At 69.7% G+C, this 25,702-nt stretch carries 22 protein-coding genes; 8 read left to right on the top strand and 14 right to left on the bottom strand.

All coding sequences use genetic code 11. The features are described from left to right. Nucleotides 1-23: 23 nt before the first annotated feature. Together ACAH41_RS09060 and ACAH41_RS09055 are read right to left on the bottom strand one after the other, a co-directional pair. Nucleotides 24-413 (bottom strand): HU family DNA-binding protein, encoded by a 390-nt coding sequence (locus tag ACAH41_RS09060; protein WP_325656554.1) that lies wholly within the window; start codon nucleotides 411-413, stop codon nucleotides 24-26. 169 nt (nucleotides 414-582) lie between these two features. Beyond that, a complete protein-coding gene (locus ACAH41_RS09055; RefSeq protein WP_325656555.1) occupies nucleotides 583-2,154 on the bottom strand; it encodes a DegQ family serine endoprotease in 1,572 nt (523 codons plus the stop codon). A gap of 361 nt (nucleotides 2,155-2,515) precedes the next feature. On the opposite strand from ACAH41_RS09055, the gene ACAH41_RS09050 reads away from it, so the two are divergent. Beyond that, complete coding sequence (locus ACAH41_RS09050) at nucleotides 2,516-3,112, top strand: hypothetical protein (RefSeq protein ID WP_325656556.1); 597 nt, start codon at nucleotides 2,516-2,518, stop codon at nucleotides 3,110-3,112. 14 nt (nucleotides 3,113-3,126) lie between these two features. Here the strand turns inward: ACAH41_RS09050 and ACAH41_RS09045 are convergent, their stop codons facing one another. From ACAH41_RS09045 to nirB, 7 genes are all read right to left on the bottom strand, one after another. Further along, the gene (locus ACAH41_RS09045) at nucleotides 3,127-4,449 is read right to left on the bottom strand and encodes an ATP-binding protein (RefSeq protein ID WP_325656558.1); all 1,323 of its coding nucleotides are present in this window, start codon (nucleotides 4,447-4,449) and stop codon (nucleotides 3,127-3,129) included. Next, nucleotides 4,446-5,144, bottom strand: coding sequence for a response regulator (locus ACAH41_RS09040; protein ID WP_325656560.1), 699 nt, complete (start codon nucleotides 5,142-5,144; stop codon nucleotides 4,446-4,448). Before ACAH41_RS09040 ends, ACAH41_RS09045 begins: the two co-directional genes overlap by 4 nt. Nucleotides 5,145-5,246: 102 nt before the next feature. Continuing rightward, the gene (gene cobA, locus ACAH41_RS09035) at nucleotides 5,247-6,053 is read right to left on the bottom strand and encodes a uroporphyrinogen-III C-methyltransferase (RefSeq protein WP_325656562.1); all 807 of its coding nucleotides are present in this window, start codon (nucleotides 6,051-6,053) and stop codon (nucleotides 5,247-5,249) included. Nucleotides 6,054-6,072: 19 nt separating this feature from the next. Then, entirely contained in the window at nucleotides 6,073-6,996 is a 924-nt protein-coding gene (gene ybiB / locus ACAH41_RS09030; RefSeq protein ID WP_325656564.1) for a DNA-binding protein YbiB, read from the bottom strand. 15 nt (nucleotides 6,997-7,011) lie between these two features. Beyond that, nucleotides 7,012-9,855, bottom strand: a complete 2,844-nt coding sequence (locus ACAH41_RS09025; RefSeq protein WP_325656566.1) for a molybdopterin-dependent oxidoreductase — start codon at nucleotides 9,853-9,855, stop codon at nucleotides 7,012-7,014. A gap of 11 nt (nucleotides 9,856-9,866) precedes the next feature. Beyond that, complete coding sequence (gene nirD, locus ACAH41_RS09020; RefSeq protein WP_325656568.1) at nucleotides 9,867-10,250, bottom strand: nitrite reductase small subunit NirD; 384 nt, start codon at nucleotides 10,248-10,250, stop codon at nucleotides 9,867-9,869. Nucleotides 10,251-10,267: 17 nt separating this feature from the next. Next, nucleotides 10,268-12,727 carry a nitrite reductase large subunit NirB gene (nirB, locus tag ACAH41_RS09015; protein ID WP_325656570.1) on the bottom strand — a complete coding sequence of 820 codons (2,460 nt, stop codon included), beginning with the start codon at nucleotides 12,725-12,727 and terminating at the stop codon, nucleotides 10,268-10,270. Between the two features lie 97 nt (nucleotides 12,728-12,824). Here nirB and ACAH41_RS09010 point away from each other — a divergent pair, with 97 nt between their 5' ends. Next, on the top strand, nucleotides 12,825-14,573 hold the full coding sequence (locus ACAH41_RS09010) for a protein kinase (protein ID WP_325656572.1): 1,749 nt from the start codon (nucleotides 12,825-12,827) through the stop codon (nucleotides 14,571-14,573). 100 nt (nucleotides 14,574-14,673) lie between these two features. Here ACAH41_RS09010 and ACAH41_RS09005 read toward each other — a convergent pair whose 3' ends face one another. After that, nucleotides 14,674-15,936 carry an MFS transporter gene (locus ACAH41_RS09005; RefSeq protein ID WP_325656574.1) on the bottom strand — a complete coding sequence of 421 codons (1,263 nt, stop codon included), beginning with the start codon at nucleotides 15,934-15,936 and terminating at the stop codon, nucleotides 14,674-14,676. Nucleotides 15,937-16,448: 512 nt separating this feature from the next. On the opposite strand from ACAH41_RS09005, the gene ACAH41_RS09000 reads away from it, so the two are divergent. Further along, nucleotides 16,449-17,777, top strand: a complete 1,329-nt coding sequence (locus ACAH41_RS09000; RefSeq protein WP_325656576.1) for a type IV pili methyl-accepting chemotaxis transducer N-terminal domain-containing protein — start codon at nucleotides 16,449-16,451, stop codon at nucleotides 17,775-17,777. On the opposite strand, the gene ACAH41_RS08995 is transcribed toward ACAH41_RS09000, so the two are convergent. The 4 genes from ACAH41_RS08995 to ACAH41_RS08980 form a co-directional block, all read right to left on the bottom strand. Then, complete coding sequence (locus ACAH41_RS08995) at nucleotides 17,778-18,578, bottom strand: ABC transporter ATP-binding protein (protein WP_370538264.1); 801 nt, start codon at nucleotides 18,576-18,578, stop codon at nucleotides 17,778-17,780. A gap of 8 nt (nucleotides 18,579-18,586) precedes the next feature. Further along, a complete protein-coding gene (gene ntrB / locus ACAH41_RS08990; protein WP_325656580.1) occupies nucleotides 18,587-19,498 on the bottom strand; it encodes a nitrate ABC transporter permease in 912 nt (303 codons plus the stop codon). 55 nt (nucleotides 19,499-19,553) lie between these two features. Next, a complete protein-coding gene (locus ACAH41_RS08985; protein WP_370538263.1) occupies nucleotides 19,554-20,861 on the bottom strand; it encodes a CmpA/NrtA family ABC transporter substrate-binding protein in 1,308 nt (435 codons plus the stop codon). A 356-nt stretch (nucleotides 20,862-21,217) separates the two neighbouring features. Then, entirely contained in the window at nucleotides 21,218-21,811 is a 594-nt protein-coding gene (locus tag ACAH41_RS08980; RefSeq protein WP_325656582.1) for an ANTAR domain-containing protein, read from the bottom strand. Between the two features lie 108 nt (nucleotides 21,812-21,919). On the opposite strand from ACAH41_RS08980, the gene ACAH41_RS08975 reads away from it, so the two are divergent. Genes ACAH41_RS08975 through ACAH41_RS08955 form a run of 5 tightly spaced genes read left to right on the top strand, consistent with a single transcriptional unit; the run spans nucleotide 21,920 to nucleotide 25,500 of the window. Then, on the top strand, nucleotides 21,920-22,495 hold the full coding sequence (locus ACAH41_RS08975; RefSeq protein ID WP_325656584.1) for a GNAT family protein: 576 nt from the start codon (nucleotides 21,920-21,922) through the stop codon (nucleotides 22,493-22,495). A gap of 43 nt (nucleotides 22,496-22,538) precedes the next feature. Beyond that, nucleotides 22,539-23,423, top strand: a complete 885-nt coding sequence (gene purU, locus ACAH41_RS08970) for a formyltetrahydrofolate deformylase (RefSeq protein WP_325656587.1) — start codon at nucleotides 22,539-22,541, stop codon at nucleotides 23,421-23,423. Between the two features lie 34 nt (nucleotides 23,424-23,457). Then, entirely contained in the window at nucleotides 23,458-23,904 is a 447-nt protein-coding gene (locus tag ACAH41_RS08965; RefSeq protein ID WP_325656588.1) for a nuclear transport factor 2 family protein, read from the top strand. A 50-nt stretch (nucleotides 23,905-23,954) separates the two neighbouring features. Then, nucleotides 23,955-24,959, top strand: coding sequence for an alpha/beta fold hydrolase (locus tag ACAH41_RS08960; protein WP_325656591.1), 1,005 nt, complete (start codon nucleotides 23,955-23,957; stop codon nucleotides 24,957-24,959). Then, nucleotides 24,952-25,500, top strand: a complete 549-nt coding sequence (locus ACAH41_RS08955) for a DUF2946 family protein (RefSeq protein ID WP_325656593.1) — start codon at nucleotides 24,952-24,954, stop codon at nucleotides 25,498-25,500. Before ACAH41_RS08960 ends, ACAH41_RS08955 begins: the two co-directional genes overlap by 8 nt. Nucleotides 25,501-25,702: the final 202 nt, after the last annotated feature.

Below are 25,702 nucleotides of genomic sequence, written 5' to 3'. Positions count from 1 at the left end.
AACGAGCCCGGAATGGGCTTCGATCAGGCCTTCTTCTTGGCAGCAGCCTTCTTGGCTGGCGCCTTGGCGGCGGCCTTCACTGCGGCCTTCTTGGCCGGCACGGCGGCGGCAGCCTTGGCCGCCTTGCGTGCTGCGGCCTTCGGGTCCACGGCGGCCTTGAAAGCCGAGCCCGCGGTGAACTTCGGCAGCTTCATGGCGGCGATCTTCAGCTTGTCGCCGGTGGCCGGGTTGCGGCCGGTGCGTGCGGCGCGGGCGGTCTGCTTGAACGAGCCGAAACCCGGCAGTGTCACGGTGCCGCCCTTCTTGACGGTGTTGACGACCGCGTCCAGCAGCGTCGCCAGCACCCTGCCGGCTTCGGCCTTGCTCAGGCCATGCTGTGTCGCAACCAGTTCGATCAGTTCCTGACGGTTCATCGATTTTCCAAGAGATCTCACGCCCAACATCGGGCGGTCGCATTCTGCCAGGGTGAGCCGGCGAGGCCGGGCGCCCCACCACGCGGGCCAGCGCCGGGCCGTCCCAAGTGGCCTGCGTGACCCGCCCGGCGGGTGGCCTCGCGCATCCGCGAGGCCGGGTGCCCCATCTTCAGCCCAACGGCACCGGCACGAACAAGGTGTCGCCGTCGCGCTTGACCAGCAAGGCAACCTGCTTCGGGTGCTGCTTCAACACCGCGCGCACGTCGTCCATGGTCTGCACCGGGCGGCCGTTGACGGCCAGCAGCACGTCGCCGGCCTGGATGCCGGCGCGCGCCGCGGCGCCTTCGGTGTCCTCGATCAGCAGGCCTTGGGCCACGCCCGCTTCACGCTTCTCGGCCTTGTTCAGGTCGCGCAGCGCCAGGCCGAGTTGCGGGCCGTCGGCCTCGCCGTTGCCGGCCTTGGCCTGCAGGCCGTGCTCGGACGGCACGCCGTCCAGCTTGGCCTCCAGCGTGTGCTGCTTGCCTTCGCGCCAGACGGTCAGCACCACCTTGTCGCCAGGCGCCGCGAGGCCGATCAGGCTGGGCAAGGTGCCCGATTCGCGCACCGGCCGGCCATCGACCGCGGTGATCACGTCGCCGGCCTGCAGCCCGGCCTTCGCGGCGGCGCTTCCCTTGTCGACCTTGGCCACCAGCGCGCCTTCGGGCTTGCCCATGCCGAAGGATTCGGCCAGCGCCTGATTGACTTCCTGCACAGCCACGCCCAGCCGGCCGTGGCGGGCCTCGCCGGTGGCCACGATCTGGTCCTTGACCTTCAGCGCGACGTTGATCGGGATCGCGAAGCTCACGCCCTGGAAGCCACCGCTCTGCGAGTAGATCTGCGCGTTGATGCCCACCACCGAGCCCACGCCGTCAAACAGCGGGCCGCCGGAGTTGCCGGGGTTGACCGCGGCGTCGGTCTGGATGAACGGCACCACCGCGTCATTCGGCAGCGAGCGGCCTTTGGCGGAGACGATGCCTTGCGTGGCCGTCTGCTCCAGCCCGTAGGGTGCGCCAATCGCCAGCACCCGGTCGCCCACTTCGAGATCATCAGAGTTGCCCAGGCGCACCACCGGCAGGTTCTTCGCTTCGATGCGCAGCACCGCGATGTCGGTCACCGGGTCGGCGCCCAGCACCTTGGCCTTGTACTCGCGGTGGTCGCTGAGCTTGACGGTGACGTCCTTGGCGTCGCGCACCACGTGGGCGTTGGTCAGGATCAGGCCGTCGGCCGAGATCACGAAGCCCGAGCCCAGGCCCTTGAACGGCACCTTGGCCTGCGGGCGCATGCGCTGGCCGCGCTGCATGCCGGGCATGCCGCGGAAGAACTGGAAGAACGGGTCGTTTTCGATGTCGGCGGCTTCGTCGTCCGCATCGGGCTTGCGCTCGCCGGCCACCGTCACGCCCACCACCGCCGGGCCGGCCTGCTTGACGATGGCGCGGTAGTCCGGCACCGCGCCCGGCGGCAGCGGCGCGATCGGCGCCGCCGGCACCAGCGCGGCGCCCGCGACGGCCCCGCCATTCACCGGTGCCGCGCTGGCCACCTGCTGGGACTGTTGCTGCTGTTGCGCCTTGTCGGCACCGAACAGGCTCTTGAAATCGATCGCCCCGGCGCTGCCCGCCGCGACGACGGCGGCCGTGACCCCGGCGGTGACGACCACCGTCGACAAGGTCGACACCCGGCCGGCTTGCTTGCTGTTGCTACTCATGGAAATGGGCTCCTTCGTGATGACACAGGACACTGCGGCTTTCGGCCGCTTGGTGTGCACTGTGATGAAGGGGAATGAGGGCAGCGTTAGCGCTGGGTTAGGCGAAGATTAGGGCCCTGGGATTTTTCGAATCCGCCCGCGGGTTCGGCAAAATCTGCCAAACGGGCCAACTGGCCGCACCCGATAACCCTTGGCAATGTCGGGTCCGGGTAAGTGCGCGCCCCCTGTGTTGAAGCCGGAGGGGACAATTCCGGCAGTTCAGCAAAACCCCTTTCACGCGGCGGCCTGGCCTGCTGCAGGAGTTTCCACGATGAGCAGAAGCTTGCTGAAGCAATGCCTGGCTGAGGCTTGGCAGCGGGTGATGGCCGAGGCCTATGCCGATCAGATGATCGACTCCGAGCGCGGGCTGCAGCTGTATTTCGGCCACGCGCTGATGGCGGGTTTCAAAGCCCGTGACATGCAGCGGCGCATTTACGTCGAGCCGGCGTTTGTCGGCCAGCAAGGGCGTTTGCGGGTGCCGGACCTGGCCATCTGCCATGCGGGCCAGTTGATTGGCGTGGTGATGCTGCGGTATTTGCCGCGCGGCGCGCCAGAAGTGGAAAAGGACCTGACGACGTTGCGCAGTTTTGCCGGTGCCGGGCGGGATTTGCTGTTGTCTCAGGACCGTTATCTGGGGCCGGGCAGCGAGGTGCAGCGGCTGTACGTGCTGGCGCCCGATCCGGTGCTGTGCTGGGCTGGTGTTTACCGCGGGCCGCAGCGGCGATTGGTGGAGCAGCAGGCGGCCGACCTGGGCGAGCGCTTTGTCGGCCTGCATGCGGTGACGGCCGCGCGGCAGCCGCCGGTGGTGTCCATGGTCGGGCTCGGAGGCTCAGCAGCCACCGAAGATTCCGTCGGAGCGTTGGTTGCAGAGGTGCACGAACCGACAACGGTCGAGGCCTCGGCAGACGCTGACGCCTGAGCGCCCCGCGGGGCTCAGCCGCCGCCGCCCGTTTGCAGGCTGAACCGTACCTGCACCCGCAGCCCGCCCAGCGGCGAGTCGGCCAGCGTGATCGTCGCGCCGTGGCGGCGCGCGACCGCGGCGGCAATCGCCAGCCCCAGCCCCGCGCCATCGCCCTGGCCAGGGTCGCGGCGCCAGAAGCGGTCGAAGGCGCGCGCGCGGTCTTCGACCGGGATGCCCGGGCCGTCGTCGTCCACCGTCAGCAGCGCGCTGGCGTCGCCTTGCAGCGCCAGCGTCAGCATCACCTGGCCGCCTTCGCGGCCGTAGCGCAGCGCGTTGTCCACCAGGTTGCGCACCAGCGCGAACAGGCCGGCGCGGTCACCGTCCATCTGCAGCGGTTGAGGCGCTTCGAGCGACAGCCGGATCTGCCGCGCCTGTGCGAGCGGCCACAGGTCGGCCAGCGCGTCGCGCGCGACGGCGGCCAGGTCCAGCGGCGCGGGATGGCCAGCCGGGCCGGGCTCGCTGCGGGCCAGCGCCAGCAACTGTTCGACCAGCCGCGCCGCGCGTTCGATGCCGGCCGCCAGCGCGGCCAGCGCTTCGTCGCGCGAAGCGGCATCGGGCGCGGCCTGCAGCACGCGCAGCTGCAGCTTCAGCGCGGTCAGCGGCGAGCGCAGCTCGTGCGCGGCGTCGGCCACAAACGCGCGCTGCGTGGCCAGCGAATCGCCCAGCCGCATCAACAAGGCATTCAGCGCGTTGACCAGCGGCCGCACTTCGTCTGGCAGCCCGGCCTCGGGCAGCGGGCCGAGGGCCACTGCGTCGCGCTGCTGCACGTCGGCCGCCAGCTTGCGCAGCGGCCGCGTCAGCAGGCCCAGCACCCACCACAGCACCAGCAGCAGCGGCAGCGCCAGCCAGGCCAGCGGGGCCACGCTGTGCAGCGCGGCCTGCGCGGCCAGCCGGCTGCGGATGCGCTCGGGCTGCGCGACCTGGATCACCCGGCCCTCGGAAGCCACGCCAAAGGTGCGCCAGACCTCGCCGTTGACGCTCACATCGGCCAGGCCCAGGACGGCGCGCGCCGGCAGCGTGGGGTGCAGCCGCGAGGCATAGATGCTGCGGCCGTCCACCGTCCAGATCTGCACCACGAAGTCCAGCTGCTCGTCGGCCAGCGCGCGTGCCTCGTCGGGCGCAATCGCGCCCTGGTCGCGCAGCGACAGCGCCATCTGGCTCAGCTGGTAGTCGAACAGCGCCTCGGTCTCGGCGAGCACCGCGCGGTAGGTCAGGCCTGCAGTCGTCGCAGTGGCCAGCGCCAGCACGAGGACCAGCGCCAGCATCAGCCGCCAACGGATCGAGCCAAAACTCATGTGAGGAAATAACCCACGCCGCGCACGTTGCCGATGCGCTCCGGGCCCAGCTTGCGCCGCAGCTGGTGCACGTAGACCGAGACCGCATTGCTCTCGATCTCCTCGCCCCAGCCGTAGAGCCGGTCTTCCAACTGCGCGCGAGAGAGCAGTGCGCCGGGCCGCTGCATCAGCGCCTCCAATACCGCGTATTCGCGCGCCGACAGCAGCACCGGCTGGCCGTCCACGGTCACCTGGTGGGCCGCAGGGTCCAGCGTGATGGCGCCATGCTGCAGCACCGGCTGCGCGCGGCCGCCGTGCCGCCGCTGCACCGCGCGCATGCGGGCCCGCAGCTCGTCGAACTCGAAGGGCTTGACCAGGTAGTCGTCGGCGCCGGTGTCCAGCCCGCGCACCCGGTCGCCCGGGCCGTCACGCGCGGTCAGCACGATGACCGGCGTGCTGTCGCCGCGCTGGCGCAGCTCTCGCAGCAGCGTCAGGCCGTCCTGGCCGGGCGCCGCGCCGGCGCCGTCCGGCGCGCTGTTCGGCCCACCCGGCGGCAGGCCCAGGTCCAGCAGCACCAGGTCGAAACGCTCGGTGGACAGCGCCGAGCGGGCCGCGGCCACGTCGCGCACCCAGTCGACCGCAAAACCTTCCGGGCGCAGCGCGGCTCGCAGGCTGTCGCCAATCATGCGGTCGTCTTCCACCAGCAGCAGGCGCATCGACTCGGTTTCTACGGGTTTGCCAGGACTCGCCGAGCATAGCGCGGCGCCGCGGGGCCGCGCAGCCGTTTCGTTGTCGCCCTGCTGTCGGGCCGCGGCCGTTCAGCCGGTGCGCAATGCCGTGGCCGGATCGGCCAGCGGCAAGGCCTGCAGCGCTGCGGCGTCCAGCACGTGGCCGATGACCAGCACGGCCGGGCTGCCGAACTGCTGGCTGTGCAGCATCTCGACCAGGCCGCCCAGCGTGCTCAGGCCGCAGCGCTGGTGATCGGTGCTGGCGTGTTGCACCACGCCGGCCGGCAGCTCGGCCGGCAGGCCTGCAGCCAGCAACTGGGCCACCAGCTGCGGCGCCTGGGCCACGCCCATGTAGATCACCAGCGTGATGCCGGTGGCGGCGGCTGCGCCAATCGCGGCCCAGTCCGGCCCGCTGGCACCTGGCTGCGCATGGCCAGTCACCAGCATCACGCCTTGCGCGTGCCGGCGGTCGGTCCAGCCGGTGCCCAGGGCGTTGACAGCCGCCAGCCCGGCGGTGATGCCGTTGACCACGACGACAGGCACGCCGGCCTCGCGCAGTGCGGCGATCTCTTCGCCGGCGCGGCCGAAGACCAGCGGGTCGCCGCCCTTGAGCCGCACCACCTTTTCGCCGGCCAGCGCTTCGCGTACCAGCAGCTTCTCGATGAAGGCTTGTGGCGTCGACGCACAGCCGCCGCGCTTGCCCACGTGCACGATGCGCGGCCTGGCCAGCGCCGAGCCGTCCAGCACTTCTTCGAGCACCCGCTCGCCGACCAGGTCGTCGATCAGAATCACCGTGGCTTGGCGCAGCACGCGCACGGCCTTCAGCGTCAGCAGTTCGGGGTCGCCCGGGCCGGCACCGACGAGGTGGACAGGGTGGAGCATCGGCGAAGCGGTCATGGCGGTGGCTCGGGGCAGGTCAGTTCGCAAGGGTCTGGCGCAGCGCCAGCAGCGCGTCGCGCTGGCGCAGGATGGGCTCGGGCACCGGCAGCTCGCCGGCCAGCGTGGCGCGGATGTAGCCGGCCGCGGCACTGGCTTCGGTGCTGGCTGGCAGCGTGGGCACCTGCAGCAGCGAACCGCCTTGCGCGGCCAGGCTGAAAGTGTCGTCCAGCTGGCCGCGCACGAAGCACTTCAGCGCCGGCAGGCGGCGCGGGTCGGCCACCGGCTCACCTTCGGTGCCACGCAGCAGCATCGCGGTGGCCTGGCTGAGCGTCAGGTAGTCGGACAGGCTGTCGGCATATTCCGGGTGCGTGTGGTTGACCACGCGCAGCGCGCCCGGCAGGGCCGGCAGCAGCTTGGCCAGCGTGTGGCCCGGGTTGCGCAGCCCCAGCACCGCACGCAGCGCCAGCAGCTTCGCCAGTGACGGGTGCAGCACCTGCAGCGGCAGGAAGGCCGGCTGGCCCGCGGCCCAGCGCGCCTGCACCGCCGCGGCGCTGTCCACCGGCGGCAGGTCCAGCGCTTCCAGTACCTGGGCGCTGGTGACACGCGCCGCGTCCCGCGTGAAGCCGTGCAGCAGCACCGGCACGCCTTCGCGTGCCAGCAGCAGCGCCAGCAGCGGCGTCAGGGCCGGCAGCTTGCGCGCGCCGTTGTAGCAGGGCAGCAGCACCGCCGGCGTGGGGCTGGCGAGCGGCAACATGCGCGGCAGCACCGCGTCCATGAAACCCGCCAGCTCTTCGGCGGTCTCGCCCTTGATGCGCATCGCCAGCGCAAAGCCGCCTTTTTCCAGGTCCGAGATCTGGTCGTCCAGCAGCCTGGCCATCAGGTCCTGAGACTGCTCGCGGCTCAGCGCCCGCGCGCCGTCCTTGCCGCGGCCGATTTCCTTCAGGTAGGGGGCGATGCTCATGCCGGCATTGTGGCGTCAGGTCGCCGGCGCGGCCGTGACGGCCGCTGGCACCGCCTGCACCAGCTTGCGCAGCGTGGGGATGCAGGAGCCGCAGTTGCTGCCGCACTTCAGCGTGGCCTGCAGCTGGGCAACGCGGGCGTCCACGGTGCCGGGCAGGGTGGGCAGGGCGTCGCGGATCTGTTGTTCGCTGACATTGAAGCAGGTGCAGACCTGGGGGCTGCGCGGCACGGCTGCCGCGCCGGCCATGGCCTGGCCCAGGGCGCCGGGGGCCAGCAGCAAACGGCCGGGGCCGGGCAGGGTCTGGTCGGCTTCCAGCAGGCTGCGCAGCCAGGTTTCACCGCTGCCGACGCTGGCTGCGTCGCCCGCCAGCCAGAAGGCCAGCAGGCGCTCGGCGCCGGCTTCGTCGCGGTGCAGCTTCAGCGCACGCTGCTGGCCGCGGCGGGCGTCCTGGTAGCCGAGCACGCCGGGATCACCCAGGCCCAGCGCGTCGCGCAGCACGGCGGCCAGCGTGTCGGCCATGGGCTTGGCCGCGCCGGCGCGCAGCAGCAGGCCGACGCGGCCCTCCGGCAGCGTGGCATGGCCCAGGTCCGGCTCGCGGCCGAAGGGCAGCAGGCTGGCCCAGCTGAAGGCATGCAGCAGCGGGCGCATCTGCTCGCGCAGCGCCAGAGCTTCGCTGGCCGGCAACCAGGCCATCGCGGTGAGGCGCCACGGCACCAGGGCCTTGGCGATGTGCACGGCGCAGTGCTTCAGCTCGGGCTGCTTGGAGATGGGGCAATACGCGGGCGTGGTCAGCGCATTGACGCCTGCCACCGGCCGGCCCTGCGCGTCGTGGCCGGTCAGCACTTCTTCGCCCCAGTGCATGGCGATGAAGGCCTGCGTGGGCAGGACCGTGTCGCTGCCGCGCGCCGGCAGCACCAGCGAGCCACGGCGCGAGCGCACTTCGACCAGGTCGCCCTCGGCCAGCTTCAGCCGTGCCATGTCGGCCGGCGCCAGATCCACCGCCGGCAGGCTGTCGTGGCCGAACAGCCGGCCCAGCGTGCCGGTGCGGCTCATGCCGTGCCACTGGTCGCGCAGCCGGCCGGTGCACAGGCTGAACGGGTATTGCGCGTCGCGCGGTTCCGCCAGCGGCTTGAACGGCACGTCGGCGAATTTGGCCTTGCCGCTGGCGGTGGCGAAACAGCCGTCTTCGTACAGCCGGGCCTGGCCTTGGGTGGCGCCCTCGGGCAGCGGCCACTGCTGCGGGCCTTGCGCTTCCAGCATCGCGTAGCTCAGGCCGGTGATGTCCAGGTCGCGGCCGCGCGTGCTCTCGCGGTGCTCGTTCCAGACCGCTTCAGGTGTCGCGTAGTCGAACATCGCGATGCGGCCCGGCGCGATGCGCGTGGCGATGCGGCGTGCGATGTCAGCGGCAATGTGCCAGTCGTGCCGGGCCTGACCTGCGGCCGGAATGGCCGCGCGCACGCGGCTGATGCGTCGCTCGCTGTTGGTCACCGTGCCGTCCTTCTCGCCCCAGGTCGTGGCCGGCAGCAGCAGGTCGGCAAACGGCGCGGTGGCGGTGGTGGCAAAGGCCTCTTGCAGGATCACGAACTCGGCGCGTTCCAGCGCCCTGCGCACGGTCGCCTGGTCCGGCATGGACTGGGCCGGGTTCGTGCAGGCAATCCACAGCGCCTTGATCTCGCCATCGGCCGCGGCCTGGAACATCTCGACCGCGCTCTTGCCGGGCTTGGACGGCACGTCTGGCACGCCCCAGAGCCTGGCCACTTCGGCGCGGTGATCGGGGTTGGCCAGGTCACGGTGGGCCGAGAGCAGGTTGGCCAGGCCGCCCACTTCGCGGCCGCCCATCGCATTCGGTTGGCCGGTCAATGAAAACGGGCCGGCGCCGGGCTTGCCGATCTGGCCGCTGGCCAGGTGCAGGTTGATCAGCGCGGCGTTCTTGGCGCTGCCGTCGGCGCTCTGGTTCAGGCCCTGGCAGTAGAGCGACAAGGTGGCCGGGCTGTCGCCGAACCAGCGTGCGGCGGTCAGCAGGTCGTCCTCGCGCAGGCCGGTGAGGCGGGCGGTTTCGCGCGGCGTGAAGTCGCGCACCCGCGCCTTCAGCGCGTCGAAGCCTTCGGTGTGGGCGGCGATGTAGGCCGGTTGGGTGAAGCCTTCCCACAGCATCAGGTGCAGCAGGCCGTGGTACAGCGCCACGTCGCTGCCGGGCAGCAGCGGCAGGTGCAGGTCGGCCATGGCCGCGGTCTCGGTGCGGCGCGGGTCGGCGACGATCCATTTCTGCTCAGGCTTGGCGCGCTTGCCGTCTTCCAGCCGGCGGAACAGGATGGGGTGCGCCCAGGCCATGTTGCTGCCGGCGATGAAGACCGTGTCGGCCAGTGCCAGGTCCTCGTAGCTGCAGGGCGGCGCATCTGCGCCCAGCGTGGCCTTGTAGCCGGCCACCGCGCTGCTCATGCACAGGCGCGAGTTGGTGTCGACGTGGTTGCTGCCCAGCAGGCCCTTCACCAGCTTGTTGAAGACGTAGTAGTCCTCGGTCAGCAACTGGCCGGAGATGTAGACGCCGATCGCATCGGCGCCGTGCTGCTGGTGGATCGTCGAGAGCCGCTCGGCCGCCAGGTCCAGCGCGGTGTTCCAGGTCACCGGCGTGGCCGGCTTGCCGCGCTCGGCGCGCAGCAGCGGCTGCAGCAGCCGCGTCTGGCGGGTGACGCTGGCGCTGGCCGTGAGGTGCAGCGTGGAGCCCTTGGTGCACAGGCGGCCGAAGTTGGCCGGGTGATCCGGGTCGCCGGCGACACCGGTGATCTGCGCGCCGTCATGCTCGATCAGCACACCGCAGCCAACGCCGCAATACGGACAAGTCGAGCGCGTCTGGGCCATGGCGCTGGCTTTCAGGCGGCCGCGTGGCGCAGGCAGGGGCCGGCGACCGGCAGCGGCAGGTCGGTGCCCAGCGTGGCCAGTTCGTCGGCGTTCAGGCTGACGGCGCCGTCTTCGATGCGCACCGCGAAGCGCGGCGTGCAGCCCACGTCCGGTGCGGCGGCCTTGCCGTCGTGCAGGCCGATGGTCCAGTTGTGCAGCGGGCAGGCCACGCTGCTGCCGAAGACGATGCCTTGCGACAGCTGGCCGGCCTTGTGCGGGCAGCGGTCCAGCAGCGCAAACACTTCATTGGCCTCGGTGCGGAACAGCGCCACGGCGGCGCCTTTTTCACGCACCACGCGGCGCGAGCCCAGCACGGGGATGTCGTCAATGCGGCAGATGGGGGTCCAGGTGGTCATGGCGAAGGGCTCCGTGTTCAGGCGCTGGCGGTGGAAGAAGCGAGCTGCGGCTGCAGGGGTTGGAACTGCCGGGTGTCGACACGCGCCTTGTCGAAATCGAACCACGGGTCGGGCTCGCCGTCGAGGGCGAACTGCAGCTCGGCCCACAGCGCCTTGCGGCCCTCGGCGTCGTCGAGGATCTTCTTCTTCACGTAATCCAGGCCCACGCGGCTGACGTAATGCACGGTGCGTTCCAGGTACCAGCCTTCCTTGCGGTAGAGCTGCATGAAGGCGCCGGTGTATTCCAGCACTTCCTCGGCTGTCTTCAGCTTGGTGAAGAAGTGCGCGACTTCGGTCTTGATGCCGCCGTTGCCGGCCACGTACATTTCCCAGCCGGAGTCCACGCCGATGATGCCGACGTCCTTGATGCCTGCCTCGGCGCAGTTGCGCGGGCAGCCCGAGACGGCGAACTTGACCTTGTGCGGCGCGTACATGCGCCACATCGCACGTTCCAGGTCCTTGCCCATCTGCGTGCTGTCCTGCGTGCCCATGCGGCACCACTCGGAGCCGACGCAGGTCTTCACGGTGCGCAGCGCCTTGGCATAGGCGTGGCCCGAGGGCATGCCGATGTCCTTCCAGACGTTGACCAAGTCTTCCTTCTTCACGCCCAGCAGGTCGATGCGCTGGCCGCCGGTGACCTTCACGGTGGGAATCTTGTACTTGTCCACCGCGTCGGCAATGCGGCGCAGCTCGTCGGCGGTGGTCTCGCCGCCCCACATGCGCGGGATGACGGAGTAGGTGCCGTCCTTCTGGATGTTGGCGTGCGAGCGCTCGTTGATGAAGCGGCTCTGCGGATCGTCCCTGGCCTCCTTGGGCCAGGACGATATGAGGTAGTAGTTCAGCGCCGGGCGGCAGCTGGCGCAGCCGTTGGGCGTCTTCCAGCCCAGGTGCTGCATGAGCTGCGGGATGCCGGTCAGGTGGTCCTTGAAGATCGCGTCACGCACTTCCTGGTGGCTGTGGTCGGTGCAGCCGCACATGGCCTTCTTCTTCGGCGTGGCCGAATAGTCGCCGCCGGCGGTGAACATGATCAGCTGCTCGACCAGGCCGGTGCAGGAGCCGCACGAAGCGCTGGCCTTGGTGTGCTTGCGCACCTCCTCCAGCGTGAACAGGCCCTTGTCCTTGATGGCCTTGCAGATGGCGCCCTTGTTGACGCCGTTGCAGCCGCAGACCTCGTCGCTGTCGGCCATCGTCGCGGCCTTGCTGTGGCCTTCGTGGCCGGTGTCGCCGATGTTGCTTTCACCGAACATCAGCCGGTCGCGGATGTCGGCCACCGAGCGGCCTTCGCGCAGCAGCTTGAAGTACCAGCTGCCGTCCACCGTGTCGCCGTACAGGCAGGCGCCCACCAGCTTGTCGTCCTTGATCACCAGCTTCTTGTAGATGCCGGCCATCGGGTCGGACAGCAGGATCTCCTCGCAGCCCGCGCCGCCCATGAAGTCGCCGGCCGAGAACAGGTCGATGCCTGTGACCTTCAGCTTGGTGCTGGTCTGCGAGCCGGTGTAGCGGCCGATGCCGAAGTGCGCCAGGTGCGTGGCGCAGACCTTGCCCTGCTCGAACAGCGGCGCCACCAGGCCATAGGCAATGCCGCGGTGGGCGGCGCACTCGCCGACCGAGTAGATGCGCGCATCGGTCACGGTCTGCATGGTGTCGGTGACGACGATGCCGCGCTGGCAGTGCAGGCCGATCTTTTCGGCAAGCGTGGTGTTGGGGCGGATGCCGGCGGCCATCACCACCAGGTCGGCCGGGATCTCGCGGCCGTCCTTGAACTGCACCGCACGGACCCGGCCTTCGTCATTGCCAAGCAGCGCCGCGGTGTGCGCGCCCAGCTCGAACTTCAGGCCCCGGTCGGACAGCGACTTCTCCAGCAGCTTGCCGGCCACGGTGTCCAGTTGGCGCTCCATCAGCCAGCTGCTGATGTGCACCACGGTGACCGACATGCCGCGCAGCATCAGCCCGTTGGCCGCCTCCAGGCCCAGCAGGCCGCCGCCGATGACGACCGCATGCTTGTGCGTCTTGGCGGTTTCGATCATCGTGTTGGTGTCGGCGATGTCGCGGTAGGCGATCACGCCATTCAGGTCCTTGCCGGGCACCGGCAGGATGAACGGGTTCGAGCCGGTGGTGATCAGCAGCCGGTCGTATTCGGCGACCGTGCCGTCGGCCGCGGTGACCACGCGGCGCGCGCGGTCCACGTCCACCACGGTCTTGCCCAGGTGCAGCGTGATGCCATGCTCCGCGTACCAGGACAGCGGGTTCAGGATGATTTCGTCGATGGTCTGCTCGCCGGCCAGCACCGGCGACAGCAGGATGCGGTTGTAGTTCGGATGCGGCTCGGCACCGAACACGGTGATGTCGTACAGGTCCGGGGCGATCTTCAGCAGCTCTTCCAGCGTGCGCACGCCGGCCATGCCGTTGCCGATCATCACGAGCTTCATCTTTTTCATGGCGGGTCCTTGAGGCGGGGCGTTGGGTCAGTAGATGAGGGGACGGGGAAGCGACGGCGGCTCAGTGCCGGCCGGCTGGCCCGATGACAATCCAGGCATGAGCTTTGAAGTTGACATCGGTTGCTGCAGCGAGCGCGGCGCGCGCCCGCTGAACGAGGATTTCGCTGGCGCCGTGCGCGCCCAGCCGCATGAAGCTGCGCGCGGCCTGATCGCCGCGGTGGCCGATGGCGTGTCGGCGGGTGGCCTGGGCCGCGAGGCCGCGCAGACCACCGTGATGGGCCTGCTGTCGGACTTCTTCGCTGCGCCCGCGACCTGGGAAACCAGCGTTGTGCTGGACCGGCTGATCAGCGCGCAGAACGCCTGGCTGGCCGGCCACAACCGCCGCCGCAATGGCCGTGGCAGCGAAGAGACTGCGCTCACCACGCTGACCGCGCTGGCGCTGCATGGCCAGACCTGGACGCTGGCCCATGTGGGCGACACCCGGGCCTGGCTGCTGCGCCGCGGCAGCGAGGCCGAAGGCACGCCCGAAGCCGCCGAGCTGGTCCAGCTCAGCCACGACCATGCCTTCGACCACCCCGACCAGCGCAGCCGGCTGACCCGCGCGGTAGGCCTGGACGACGCGGTGCGCATCGACTTCGCGCAGGGCGACGTGCACATTGGCGACTGCTTCCTGCTGACCAGCGACGGCGTGCACGGCGTGCTCAAGCCCGCGCGCATCGCCGCGCTGCTGGGCCTGGCCGCCGAGGCCGACGCTCAGACCGCCGCCGATGCGGTGGTGCAGGCCGCCCGCGACGCCGGCAGCCGCGACAACCTGACCGCGCTGGTGCTGCGCATCACCGGGCTGGACGCGCGCCAGCTGCACGACGAATGGGCCGATGCCAAGCGCCTGCCCGTGCCCGGGCTGCTGCAGGTGGGCGATGGGCTGGACGGCTACCAGGTCACCGCCCGCGTGGCCGACACCGGCGTGCACCTGATCTACCAGGCGCGCGACCGGCTGGGCCAGTTGGTGGCGCTGAAGACGCTGCACCCCAGCCGCGCCGGCGACCCGGAAGAGCGCGCGATGCTGGCGCACGAGGCCTGGCTGGGCCAGCGCGTCAGCGCCCGCGGCGAGCCCGGTTTTGTGCGCGTGCTGCCGCGCGGCGCCGATGCCTCCGCGTTCTACAGCGTCTTCGAGTGGCATGCCGGCCGCACGCTGGCCCAGCGCATGGAGGATGGCCAACGGCCTGCCGTTGCCGAGCTGCTGGCGGCCGCCCAGGCCTGGGCCGAGATCCTGTCCCGGCTGCACCGCCAGGGCGTGATCCACCGCGACGTGAAGCCCGACAACCTGCACCTGGGCGACGACGGCCAATGGCGGCTGCTGGACCTGGGCGTGGCCGTCAGCGGCCGCGAAAGCGCTGCGCAACGCGAGCTGCATGCCGGCACGCCCAGCTACATGAACCCCGAGCAATGGCAGGACGGCGTGGCCGATGCCGGCAGCGACCTGTTCGCGCTCGGCGTGACGCTGTACCGGTGGCTCACCGGACGGCTGCCGTATGGCGAGGTCGAACCCTGGCAGACCGGCGGCTACCGGCGCGACCCGGTGCCCGCGACCCGCTTGCGACCCGACGTACCGATCTGGCTGGATCACCTGCTGGCAAAGGCCGTGGCCCGCGACGCCGCTCAGCGCTTCGAGACCGCTGACGAGCTGCTGCTGGCGCTGAGCCGCGGCGCGGCGCGTCCGGTCAGCGCGCCCGCCGCCACGCCGCTGATGCAGCGCGATCCGGCCGCGTTGCTGAAGCTCGGCCTCGGGCTGTCGCTGCTGCTGAACTTCGTGCTGGTCTTCTGGCTGATCTTCCTGCCCCGTTGAGGCCCGCCCACGTGCGCCTGCGGACCGGCAAAGCCGGATCCGAGGCAGCTGCCGGGATGACAACAGGCGGTGCGACATGGCGCTGTGTTCCGTCGCGGGTTCAGCTGACGCGACGCAGGCCGGTCTTGACTGCGGGCGCAGCTGGCGCGGCGTGCGTGCGCGCCCGCCCGCCTTTCTCTGCCCAGGTCCGCGTCCAGCGGATCTGCATCGCCCGCATCACGAACAGCATCACCAGCGACAGGCCGCCGAACAGCAGGAAGCCCCACAGGTAGGTGCCGGTGTACTGCTTGGACAGGCCCATCGCGTTGGGCACCAGGCCACCGCCCAGCGCGCCGATCTCGCCAATCATCGAGCCGGCCACCGCGGTGCTGGCAGGCCAGCGCAGCGGCACCAGCTGGAACAGCGCGCCGTTGCCCGCACCCAGCGCGGCAAAACACAGGATCAGCAGCAACGTGGTCAGCGCCAGCGAACTGCTCGCAAAGCCGACTGCGGCCAGGCCGAGGGCGACCACGATCAGCACCAGCGTGAGTGTGTTCACGCCACCCCAGCGGTCCGAGATCCAGCCGCCGGCCACGCGGACCGCCGCGCCCATGAAGGCCGCCAGCATCGTCAGCTGGCCAGCCTGCACCTTGCTCACGCCGAACTGGTCGTAGTAATAGCTGGGCAGGAAGGTGGTCAGGCCGATGAAGCCGCCGAAGGTCACGCCGTAGATCAGGCTGAAGACCCAGCCGTCCTGCTCGAAAAGGCAGGCGATGTGCTCGCGGAAGCTGGCGTGCTTGTCCACGTCCGGCGGCTCCTTGGCGAAGATGACCATCACGATCATCGGCATCAGGATCGCCACCGCGGCCACGCCGTAGACTGCCTGCCAGCCCAGCCACTGCGCCAGCGGCGGGGCCACCAGCACCGAGACGGCGGTGCCCACGTTGCCGGCGCCCACCAGGCCCATCGCCAGGCCCTTGTGCTGCGGTGGGAACCAGCCCGAGCCCAGGCTCAGCGCCACGCCGAAGCTGGCGCCGGCAATGCCCAGCAGCACGCCCATCGCCAGCAGGTCGTTGAAGCTGTGCACGCTGAAGTAGCCGAACAGCATGGCCACGGCGATCAGGCCCATCTCGACCAGCGTGGCGTTCTTGCGGCCGATGTACTGCGACAGGATGCCCAGCGGGAAGCGCATCAGCGCACCGGCCATGATGGGCACCGACAGCATCAGCCCCTTCTGCGCCGGCGAGAGCGCGAAGGTCTCGCTGATGAACGGCGCCATCGCCCCGTTCAGCACCCAGATGCAGCATGAGCACGCGAAGTAGAAGAAGGCCGCGAACAAGGTGGGCGCGTGGCCTGCACGCAGGAAGCTCTTGAAGCTGGACATGGCGTTGGGCTGGCTGGTGGTTGACGGGCTGGCGGTGGGCGAAACCGGTGGGACAGCGGGAGCTTCAGGCCCGGCGTGGCGGACCTGGCGGAGGTTCAGGCGGAGGTCGCCAGCGCGCGGCGTTCAGGCCTGGCGATGGCGGCGGAAGGAGGGGGTGCGGGGCCGGCGCCGCGGGGCGCTCGGAAGCAGCTGGCAAGGCCAGTGCGGGAAGGGTGCGGTGCGCGGTGCGGACCGTGGCCGGCTGCGCTGCATGGGCACAGCGCGGGGCACGGAACAGCGCAGGAAACTGGCGAAAGGGGAGAGCGGCAGCGCCATGCGGAACAGCATGGCCCGGCTCACCGGCCTGGTGCACTTGAATCGGCGATGCGTCGTTACACCGCTTGTGGGGGTTTCTCATGCAAGTGCCATGCCCATTGCGACACCTCTTGCGAAGCGCTGCCAACTTGTGCCGGATTGGCGCCCGCACACACCGCCCGCGCAGGCCCGCCGAAGGGCGTGAAAGAATTGCCGTCATGACCGCTCCCACCCTCGTGATCTGCGCTGTTTCGGCCGGTGTGGCAACGCCGGCCGAAGAGGCCGCCGCCGTGTTGCCAAATGGCTGGCGCGAGGCCTTGCTGGCGGCCGGCGCCGGGCCGATTGAGGTCGCTGAAAGCCTGGATCGGCTGCCACAACTCGGTGCGCCCGCACCAAGCCAGGCACCAACCCAGGCACCCAGGCAGGTGCTGGCCCTGATCTGCGCAGACGCCTTGGTGGCGGCGCTTCGCCAGCACCACGTGCCCCTGCCGTGTCCCGTCAGCTTGATTGGCGCGCCGCCCGCACCGGCGCTGCTCGCCGAGCTGCTGGCGCTGGGGCTGAGCGGCTGGTGGCCGGCCGAACTGGACGCGGCAAGTGCCGCCGCCGCGCTGGCGCTGGACCGTGCACGCTGGCAACGCGAGTGCGCGCTGCACGACGAGCTGCAGCGCGCCCGCGGCCAGCTTGACGAGCGCAAGTGGGTGGACCGCGCCAAGGGCGTGCTGATGAGCGCGCGTGGCATGGGGGAGGACGAAGCCTTCCGGCTGCTGCGCGGCGCGGCCATGCATGCCAACCTGCGGGTGGGCGAGGTCTCACGCTCGGTCACCGAGGCGGCGCGCTGGGCCGAGGCCATCAACCGCGCCGGCCAGCTGCGCATGCTGTCGCAGCGCCTCGTCAAGCTGGCGGCGCAGCGGCTGGCGGGTGTGGACGCGCGGCGTGCGCGCGCGCTGCAGGACGCCTCAGCCGAGCGGGCAATGGAGAACTTGTTGCACCTGGCCAGCCTGCCGGCGCTGGCCGGCCCGCCGGTGGACGCCGGGCTGCTCGCGGTACAGCAAGCCTGGGCCACGCTGCAGCAGGCGCTGGCGGTGCGGCAGTCGCCGGCCGCTTTGCGCCAGGCCGACGCTTGCGCCGACACGCTGCTGGCGGCCGCCGAGGCGCTGGCCGCGCAGCTCGAAGCCGGCGGCGCCCGCAGCGGGCTGCACATCGTCAACCTCTGCGGCCGCCAGCGCATGCGGGTGCAGCGCCTGACCAAGGACGCCTTGCTGGCCGAGCTGCTGGGCGAGCCGGCGCGGCTGGACACGCTGACCCCGCTGATGGACGGCTTCGAGGCCACGTTGCGCGAGCTGGAACAGGCGCCGCTGAGCAGCCCGGAGATCCGCGAGGCACTGGTGCAGGCGCGCGACGAATGGCTGCGCCTCTTGCGTGGGTTGCGCGGCCCCGGCAGCGCCGAGGGCCGCAGCGCGTTGGCGCGATCGAGTGAAGCCTTGCTGGACATCTTCGATCGCCTGACCGGCAGTTATGAACGCAGCCTGCAGGTGATCATGGGCTGATCAGGCGGCCAGCTTCTCGACATGCGCATGGCGCGTATAGAGGAAGTCGATCACCGCCTTGCGGGCATGCACATAGATCGGGTCCTCGGCCAGTGCCACGCGGTCGCGCGGCCGGTCCAGCGTGACCGGCAGGATCTCGCCGATGGTGGCCGACGGGCCGTTGGTCATCATCACGATGCGGTCCGACAGCAGCACCGCTTCGTCCACGTCGTGGGTCACCATCACCACGGTGCTTTGCGTGGCGGCGACGATCTTCAGCAGTTCATCCTGCAGCCTGGCGCGGGTGAGCGCGTCCAGCGCGCCGAAGGGCTCGTCCATCAGCAAGACCTTGGGCGCCATCGCCAGCGCACGGGCAATGCCCACGCGCTGCTTCATGCCGCCGGAGATCTCGTGTGGCTGCTTGTGCGTGGCGTGCGCCATGCCCACCAATTCCAGTGCCGCTTCGGTGCGCAGCTTCAGCTTGGCCTTGGGCTCTGCGCCGCCGAACACGCGCTCGACTGCCAGGTAGACGTTTTCGAAGCAGGTCAGCCAGGGCAGCAGCGAATGGTTCTGGAACACCACCGCGCGTTCCGGGCCGGGCGCATTGATCTCCTTGCCGTCGCAGATCAGCACGCCTTGGGTGGCCTTCAGCAGGCCGGCGATCAGGTTCAGCAGCGTGGACTTGCCGCAGCCCGAGTGGCCGATCAGCGTGATGAACTCGCCTTTGTGGACGCGCAAGTCGATGTCGCGCAGCGCCTGGAACGGGCCCTTGCGGGTCTGGAACGTGACTTCGGCGGACTGGACTTCGATGAACGGTTTCATGGTCGAGCTCATTCGTAGTTGAAGCGGCGCGCCAGGAGCATCAGAAATTGCTCCAGCAGCAGGCCGACGATGCCGATCACGAAGATCGCGATGATGATGTGCTGCACGTTCAGGTTGTTCCACTCGTCCCAGACCCAGAAGCCGATGCCCACGCCACCGGTCAGCATCTCGGCCGCGACGATCACCAGCCAGGCCGTGCCCACCGACAGGCGCACGCCGGTCAGCATGTAGGGCAGCACCGAGGGGAACAGGATCCTGGTGATGACCTTCCACTCGGACAGGTTCAGCACCTTGGCCACATTGAGGTAGTCCTGCGGCACGCGCTGCACGCCGACGGCGGTGTTGACCACCATCGGCCAGATCGAGCAGATGAAGATGGTCCAGATCGCTGCCGGGTTGGCGCTCTTGAAGACCAGGAGGCCGATCGGCAGCCAGGCCAGCGGCGAAACCGGCTTGAGCAGGCTGATCAGCGGCGAGACCATGCGGTTGATGAACTCGAAGCGGCCGATGATGAAGCCCAGCGGAATGCCCACCGCCGCGGCCAGCCCGAAGCCCACGGCCACGCGCTCCAGCGAGAACAGGATGTTCCAGCCGATGCCCTGGTCGTTCGGCCCCTTGCGGTAGAACGGGTCGGCGAACAGCTGCACCGCCGAATCCCAGGTCTGCAGCGGGGTCGGGAAGGTGGTCGACTTGAGGGTCAGCAGCCCCCAGATGCCGATCATCAGCCCGAGGCCGAGCACCGGCGGCAGCACCCGCAGCCAGACGGCCCGCCAGTCGATGGACAGGCGTGGCCGGCGAGGAACTGGTGCGTCCGGTGTGGTGGCTGGCACAGGCCTGGCAGCGGCCTCGGCCGGCGTCGCTGGCGTTGCTGGCGTGGAGGGGCTGTTGCCCAGCGGGCTGTGGAAAACGGCACTGACCATGGCGGTCTCCTGGGGTGCGGGTGGAGCGGGCGGGGGCTGGCGGCGCGAGACGGGCTCAGGCGCGCACGGCGAAGCTGTCGGCGTACTTCTTCGGGTCCTTGCCGTCCCAGACCACGCCGTCGATCAGCTTGGCGCTGCGCAGCGGGTCCTTGGGCACGCTGATGTTCAACGCCGAGGCGGCCTGCTTGTAGAGCTCGATCTGGTTGATCTGCTTCGCGGTGGCCAGGTAGTCCGGATGCTCCTTCAGCAGGCCCCAGCGCTTGTGCTGGGTCAGGAACCACATGCCGTCGGACAGGTACGGGAAGTTGACCGCGCCGTCGCTGAAGAACTTCATGTAGTTCGGGTCGTCCCAGGTCTTGCCCAGGCCGTTCTGGTAGCGGCCGAGGATGCGCTGGTTGATCGCGTCCACGCTGGTGTTGACGTAGGACTTGTCGGCGATGGTGTCGGCAATCTTGTTCTTGTTGGACAGGCTGGCGTCGATCCAGCGGCTGGCCTCCAGCACCGCCATCACCACGGCACGCGCGGTATTGGGGTACTTCTTGACGAAGTCGCTGGTGGTGCCCAGCACTTTCTCCGGATGGTCCTTCCAGATGTCCTGCGTGGTGTTCGCGGTGATGCCGATGCCGTCGATGATGGCGCGGTGGTTCCACGGCTCGCCGACGCAGAAGCCGTCCATGTTGCCCACGCGCATGTTGGCCACCATCTGCGGCGGCGGCACGGTGATGACCTTGGCGTCCTTCATCGGGTTGATGCCGGCCGAGGCCAGCCAGTAGTACAGCCACATCGCGTGGGTGCCGGTCGGGAAGGTCTGCGCGAAGGTGTATTCGCGCTTGTCCTTGGCCATCACCTTGGCCAGGCTGGGGCCGTCCACCGCGCCGGCGTCGGCCAGCTTCTTCGACAGGCTGATGGCCTGGCCGTTGTTGTTCAGCGTCATCAGCACGGCCATGTCCTTCTTCGGACCGGTTTTGCCCAGGTGCACGCCGTAGACCAGGCCGTACAGCACGTGCGCCATGTCCAGCTCGCCGTTGACCAGCTTGTCGCGCACGCCGGCCCAGCTGGCTTCCTTGCTGGGGATGATCTTCACGCCGTACTTCTTGTCGAAGCCCAGCACCGAGGCCATCACGATGCTGGCGCAGTCGGTCAGCGGGATGAAGCCGATGCGCACTTCTTCCTTCTCCGGCTTGTCCGAGCCGGCGGCCCAGGCGCCGCCCGGCAGGCTGCCGGCGGCCGCCCCGATGGCCGCGGCCGACGCGGCCTGCAGCACCTGGCGGCGCGACAGCTCGGGCTGCGCGGCTTCCAGATGGCGGTGGTTCAGCGGGGGGTGTTCGGGGCGGGGTTCCGGGGTGCGCTCGGCGGGGTACATGCAGGCAATTCCTTCAGCAGGCGGACAACAGGCAGAACAGACGGTGAAACCGACAGACGAAAAAAAAGCGCCCGACGACAGGGCTGCTAGCCATGTCGGTCGGACGCCTTTGTCCAGGAAACCTAGCCCCTGTTGGCTTCGGTCTTCTCGATTTCTACAACTTGATCGTTGCCACTCGTCGTTGAGCGGCGCATGTCTACATGCAAGCGATGTGCCAACCAGGCTTCAGGCGGCTTTGCCCGGTGAGCGAGGCAAAACACACAGGTACCTTTTGATTTCCGCACCAAGAACGGCGGTCCGGCAGCGTGCGCTGCACCAATTGCTTGCACCAAAGCCGAGCGACTCGGCGGGGCTGTTCAGGCGAACAGGTCGGCCAGTTCCAGCAACCGGCGCGAGATCTCGGCAATCGTCTGGCCCTGGTTCATCGCCGTCTTGCGCAGGCGGGCGTAGGCCTGCGGTTCCTCCAGGCCATGGCGCTGCATCAGCAAGGCCTTGGCGCGGTTGACGATGTCGCGTTCGGCCAGCTGGCCCTTGGCGGCCGCCAGCTCGGTGCGCAACTGCTGGTCGCGCTCGAAGCGGGCAATCGCCACGTCGATCACCGGCCGCACGCGCTCCGGCGCCAGCCCGGCCACCACGTAGGCCACCACGCCGGCGGCCAGCGCTTCGCGCACATGCGTCGGGTCGTGTTCCTCGGTGAACAGCACGATCGGCCGCGGGGCGTCGCGGCTGGCCCAGACCACGTGCTCGATCGCATCGCGGGCGCCGGACTCCGCGTCGACGATCAGCACGTCCGGCGCCAGCGCGGCCAGTTTCTCGGGGAGGTGCGCATCGGCCCCCAGCAGGCCGGCAATGCGATAGCCGCCCAGCTCCAGCCCGCGGATCAGGTCGCGCAGGCGCAAGGCCTCGTCCCAACCTTCCTCATCGGCAAGGTCCGGGATGCTGGTGGCCATCGTGATGACGGCCAGACGGAGTTCTGGGTTGCCCACGCGCAAGCAGCATGCAAGGAATGAACCTGTGTTGCGCCGCAGCATGATCCGGCGCCCGCCTAACATGTCACGATGAGTCCTGATTTCCCCACGCTCCAGACGCCGCGCCTGCGGCTGCGCGAGTTGCTGCCGGCCGACGCGCCGGCTTTTTTCGACATTCACCGCGATGCCGATGCGATGCGCTGGTTCGGCACCGACCCTCTGACCGAGCTGGCCGAGGCCGAGCAGGTCATCGAGGGTTTCCGTACCAGCCGCGAGGCCAGGCAACCCGGCATCCGCTGGGGCCTGCAGCAGTTGTCTGACGACCAGTTGCTCGGCAGCTGCGGCCTGTTCCGCTGGAACCGTGGCTGGCGCAGCTGTGGCCTGGGCTACGAGCTGGCGCCAGCCGCGCAAGGCCAGGGCCTGATGCGCGAGGCACTGCAGGCGGTGCTGGGCTGGGGCTTCGAGCATTGGGCGCTGAACCGCGTCGAGGCCCAGGTGCACCCGGCCAACCAGGCCTCGCTGGGCCTGCTGCAGCGCCTGGGCTTCCAACGTGAAGGCCGCATGCGCCAGGCCGGCTTCTGGCAGGGCGCACACCGCGACCTGCTGCTGTTCAGCCTGCTGCGCGAGGACTGGGACGCCAAGCGTGGCGCACGGCTCCCCGGCTGACCCCGTTGCCCCGGGCGGAATCGTCGCTCCTTACAATGTGGCGATGTCCCGACCCGAAGAATTCATCCTCACGCTGGCCTGCCGCGACACCAAGGGCATCGTGCACAACGTGTCCGGCCTGCTGTACCAGGCCGGCTGCAACATCCTCGATTCCCAGCAGTTCGGTGACGTGTCGGGCGATGACGCCACCGGCCTGTTTTTCATGCGCGTGCATTTCCAGGCCCCGGCCCAGTTGGCCGACGTGGCGACGCTGGAGCGCTTGTTCGCTCACGTGCGCGAGCAGTTCGGCATGGACGCCCGCATCGACGCGGTGGGGCGCAGGCCCCGCGTGCTGCTGATGGTCAGCCAGCATGGCCACTGCCTGAACGACCTGCTGTTCCGGTGGAAAAGCGGCCAGCTGCCGGTCGACATCCCGGCCATCGTCTCCAACCACACGACCTTCGAGTCGCTGGCTGCCAGCTACGGCCTGCCGTTCCACCACCTGCCGCTGGTCGGTGGCTCGGACCCGGCGACCAAGCGCGCGCAGGAGCAGCGCATCGAGGCCCTGATCGAGGCCGAGCAGGTCGACCTGGTGGTGCTGGCGCGCTACATGCAAATTCTCTCGCCCGAGTTCTGCGAGCGGCTGCGCGGCCGGGCGATCAACATCCACCACAGCTTCCTGCCCAGCTTCAAGGGCGCCAAGCCGTATTTCCAGGCCCATGCCCGCGGCGTCAAGCTGATCGGCGCAACGGCGCACTATGTGACCCCGGACCTCGATGAAGGTCCCATCATCGAGCAGGACGTGGCCCGCGTGGACCACTCGCTGTCGGCGGAAGACCTGACGGCCGTGGGCCGCGACGTCGAATGCGTGGTGCTGGCGCGTGCAGTGCGCTGGCACGTCGAGCGCCGGGTGCTGATCAACGGCCACAAGAGCGTGGTGTTCCGCTAAGCCGGGCTGCCGCCAGCTCACAGGAGACGACCAAATGCCCACCAAAGCCCAGGCGGCTGCCTTGCTGGCCTCGCCGGACGAAGTCGAGAACCAGTTCTACGAGGCGCTGCGCGAGGCCGACCTGGCCAAGCTGATGGCGGTGTGGGCCGAGGAGGAGGAGGTCATCTGCGTGCACCCTGGCGGGCCGCGCATGGTCGGCGCCGCTGCGGTGCGGGCGGCATTCGAAGCCTTGTTCAGCAACGGCCCCATCGTCGTGCAGCCGGAAAACGTGCGGCGCATGCACACCCTCTCGGCCGCGGTGCACAGCGTCAATGAACGGCTGGAGCTGGTGACGGCCGAAGGCAAGCGCACCGGCTGGGTCAGCGCCACCAACGTCTTCATCAAGACCGCGCAAGGCTGGCGCCTGGTGGCCCACCATGCCAGCCCGGGCACGCCGCACGAGCCGGTGGAAGTGATCGAGACGCCGGCCGTTCTCCACTGAGCGGGCCGCACGCGCCGGCCCCAGGTACGGCAATTGCCGCCGCCTTGTTCATGCAGTCCTTTCACGCGCCCGCCTGGCTGCCTGGCGGCCACTTGCAGACCATCTGGCCCGCACTGGCCGCACGGCCGGTGATGGGCCCGCCCCCCCGCTTCACGCGCGAGCGCTGGACCACGCCGGATGCCGATTTCATCGACGTGGACCTGCAGCCTGCCGCCCATCCGCAAGCCCCGTGGCTGGTGCTGTTCCACGGGCTGGAGGGCTCGTCTGCCAGCTCTTATGCCCAGGCCTTTGCCGAGGTGGCCGCCGAGCGTGGCTGGTCCTATGCGGTGCCGCATTTCCGTGGCTGCTCGGGCGAGATGAACCTGGCGCCGCGGGCTTACCACTCGGGAGATGTCGAGGAGATCGGCTGGATTCTGGGTCGGCTGCGGGAGCGGGCGGCGCAGCCGCTGATGGCCGTCGGCGTGTCGCTGGGCGGCAATGCGCTGCTGCGCTGGGCCGGCGAAGTCGGCCATGCAGCCGGACGGGTCGCCAGCGCGCTGGCCGCGGTCTGCTCGCCGCTGGACCTGGCGGCTTCCGGCCACGCCATCGGCCAAGGTTTCAACAGGCAGGTCTACACCCGCATGTTCCTGCGCAGCATGAAGCCCAAGGCGCTGGCCAAGCTGCGCCAGCACCCGGGCCTGTTCGACCGCCAGCGCATGCTGGCCGCGCGCGACCTGTACGAGTTCGACAACCTGTTCACCGCCCCGCTGCACGGCTTTCGCGACACCGACGACTACTGGCGCCGCGCCTCGGCGAAGCCGCACCTGCCGGCCATCCGCATCCCCACGCTGGCGCTGAACGCCCGCAACGACCCTTTCGTGCCGGCACACAGCTTGCCGCAGGCCAGGGACGCGGGGGCGATGGTCACGCTGTGGCAGCCCGGCCATGGCGGCCATGTCGGCTTCCCGTCGGGGCGCTTTCCCGGCCACCTGCAGACCATGCCACGCGCGGTTGCCGGCTGGCTGGGCCAGCACCTGGCGTCGGTCGACACGCCAAAGGAGCCTGAGCATGGATGACATCGTGCGCGCCGCGCTGGCCAAATGGCCCAACGTGCCGCATTGCTTCAACTGGCTGGCGCTGGACGCGCGCGGCGACTGGTACATGCGCGACGACCGCTGCCAGGCGGCAGGCGCCTTCCCGCACCCCAAGGGCAGCCGCATCCTGCACGACAAGCTGCGCGAGTTCATCGCCCGCAACTACGAGGCCGACGAACACGGCTGCTGGTTCTTCCAGAACGGCCCGCAGCGGGTCTACGTGGAGCTCGAAGCCGCCCCCTGGGTCTGGCGCCTGCAGCGCGGCGACGATGGCGCGCTGCAACTGCAGTCCCACACCGGGCTGGCGGCCAGCGCTTCGGCCTGCTGGCTGGACGAAGCCGGCCGGCTCTACCTGGCGACCGACATGGGCCTGGGCCTGGTGCACAGCCTGGACATGGACCTGGCCGCCGAAGAAGTGGAAGCCGGCCGCTGGCAGCCGCAAGACATCAGCGCCGAGGCGCTGGCCGCGCAGTTCGGCTTTGTGCGCAGCCCGGCGGCGGCCCAGCCGGCGCACGCTGCCTGAGGCGAAGCAGGCGGGCAGCAAAAAGCCGCCTCTCGGGCAATGCCAGTCAGTTAAGGTCCAGAAGGCCTGAAGCAGGCTAAAAAGGGAACGTGTCGAACACGTTCCCTTTTTCATTTTGTCTGGCCTGCTGCAAAACACATTGGACGAAACGCTGGCGAGCTTGCCCGCTGCCGGGATTGCCGAACTGGGGGCTTTGCTCGAT

Source organism: Ideonella sp. (assembly GCF_041287625.1).
Classification (GTDB): domain Bacteria; phylum Pseudomonadota; class Gammaproteobacteria; order Burkholderiales; family Burkholderiaceae_C; genus Ideonella.
The sequence above is the reverse complement of the archived record's forward strand: the minus strand, read 5'-3'. Positions and strand labels throughout refer to the sequence as shown.

Bases quoted from the DNA above. Each gene is read 5' to 3' on its own strand.
- ACAH41_RS09060 (WP_325656554.1), bottom strand. From the start codon at position 413: ATGAACCGTCAGGAACTGATCGAACTGGTTGCGACACAGCATGGCCTG.
- ACAH41_RS09055 (WP_325656555.1), bottom strand. From the start codon at position 2,154: ATGAGTAGCAACAGCAAGCAAGCCGGCCGGGTGTCGACCTTGTCGACG.
- ACAH41_RS09050 (WP_325656556.1), top strand. From the start codon at position 2,516: ATGGCCGAGGCCTATGCCGATCAGATGATCGACTCCGAGCGCGGGCTG.
- ACAH41_RS09045 (WP_325656558.1), bottom strand. From the start codon at position 4,449: ATGAGTTTTGGCTCGATCCGTTGGCGGCTGATGCTGGCGCTGGTCCTC.
- ACAH41_RS09040 (WP_325656560.1), bottom strand. From the start codon at position 5,144: ATGCGCCTGCTGCTGGTGGAAGACGACCGCATGATTGGCGACAGCCTG.
- cobA (WP_325656562.1), bottom strand. From the start codon at position 6,053: ATGACCGCTTCGCCGATGCTCCACCCTGTCCACCTCGTCGGTGCCGGC.
- ybiB (WP_325656564.1), bottom strand. From the start codon at position 6,996: ATGAGCATCGCCCCCTACCTGAAGGAAATCGGCCGCGGCAAGGACGGC.
- ACAH41_RS09025 (WP_325656566.1), bottom strand. From the start codon at position 9,855: ATGGCCCAGACGCGCTCGACTTGTCCGTATTGCGGCGTTGGCTGCGGT.
- nirD (WP_325656568.1), bottom strand. From the start codon at position 10,250: ATGACCACCTGGACCCCCATCTGCCGCATTGACGACATCCCCGTGCTG.
- nirB (WP_325656570.1), bottom strand. From the start codon at position 12,727: ATGAAAAAGATGAAGCTCGTGATGATCGGCAACGGCATGGCCGGCGTG.
- ACAH41_RS09010 (WP_325656572.1), top strand. From the start codon at position 12,825: ATGAGCTTTGAAGTTGACATCGGTTGCTGCAGCGAGCGCGGCGCGCGC.
- ACAH41_RS09005 (WP_325656574.1), bottom strand. From the start codon at position 15,936: ATGTCCAGCTTCAAGAGCTTCCTGCGTGCAGGCCACGCGCCCACCTTG.
- ACAH41_RS09000 (WP_325656576.1), top strand. From the start codon at position 16,449: ATGACCGCTCCCACCCTCGTGATCTGCGCTGTTTCGGCCGGTGTGGCA.
- ACAH41_RS08995 (WP_370538264.1), bottom strand. From the start codon at position 18,578: ATGAAACCGTTCATCGAAGTCCAGTCCGCCGAAGTCACGTTCCAGACC.
- ntrB (WP_325656580.1), bottom strand. From the start codon at position 19,498: ATGGTCAGTGCCGTTTTCCACAGCCCGCTGGGCAACAGCCCCTCCACG.
- ACAH41_RS08985 (WP_370538263.1), bottom strand. From the start codon at position 20,861: ATGTACCCCGCCGAGCGCACCCCGGAACCCCGCCCCGAACACCCCCCG.
- ACAH41_RS08980 (WP_325656582.1), bottom strand. From the start codon at position 21,811: ATGGCCACCAGCATCCCGGACCTTGCCGATGAGGAAGGTTGGGACGAG.
- ACAH41_RS08975 (WP_325656584.1), top strand. From the start codon at position 21,920: ATGAGTCCTGATTTCCCCACGCTCCAGACGCCGCGCCTGCGGCTGCGC.
- purU (WP_325656587.1), top strand. From the start codon at position 22,539: ATGTCCCGACCCGAAGAATTCATCCTCACGCTGGCCTGCCGCGACACC.
- ACAH41_RS08965 (WP_325656588.1), top strand. From the start codon at position 23,458: ATGCCCACCAAAGCCCAGGCGGCTGCCTTGCTGGCCTCGCCGGACGAA.
- ACAH41_RS08960 (WP_325656591.1), top strand. From the start codon at position 23,955: ATGCAGTCCTTTCACGCGCCCGCCTGGCTGCCTGGCGGCCACTTGCAG.
- ACAH41_RS08955 (WP_325656593.1), top strand. From the start codon at position 24,952: ATGGATGACATCGTGCGCGCCGCGCTGGCCAAATGGCCCAACGTGCCG.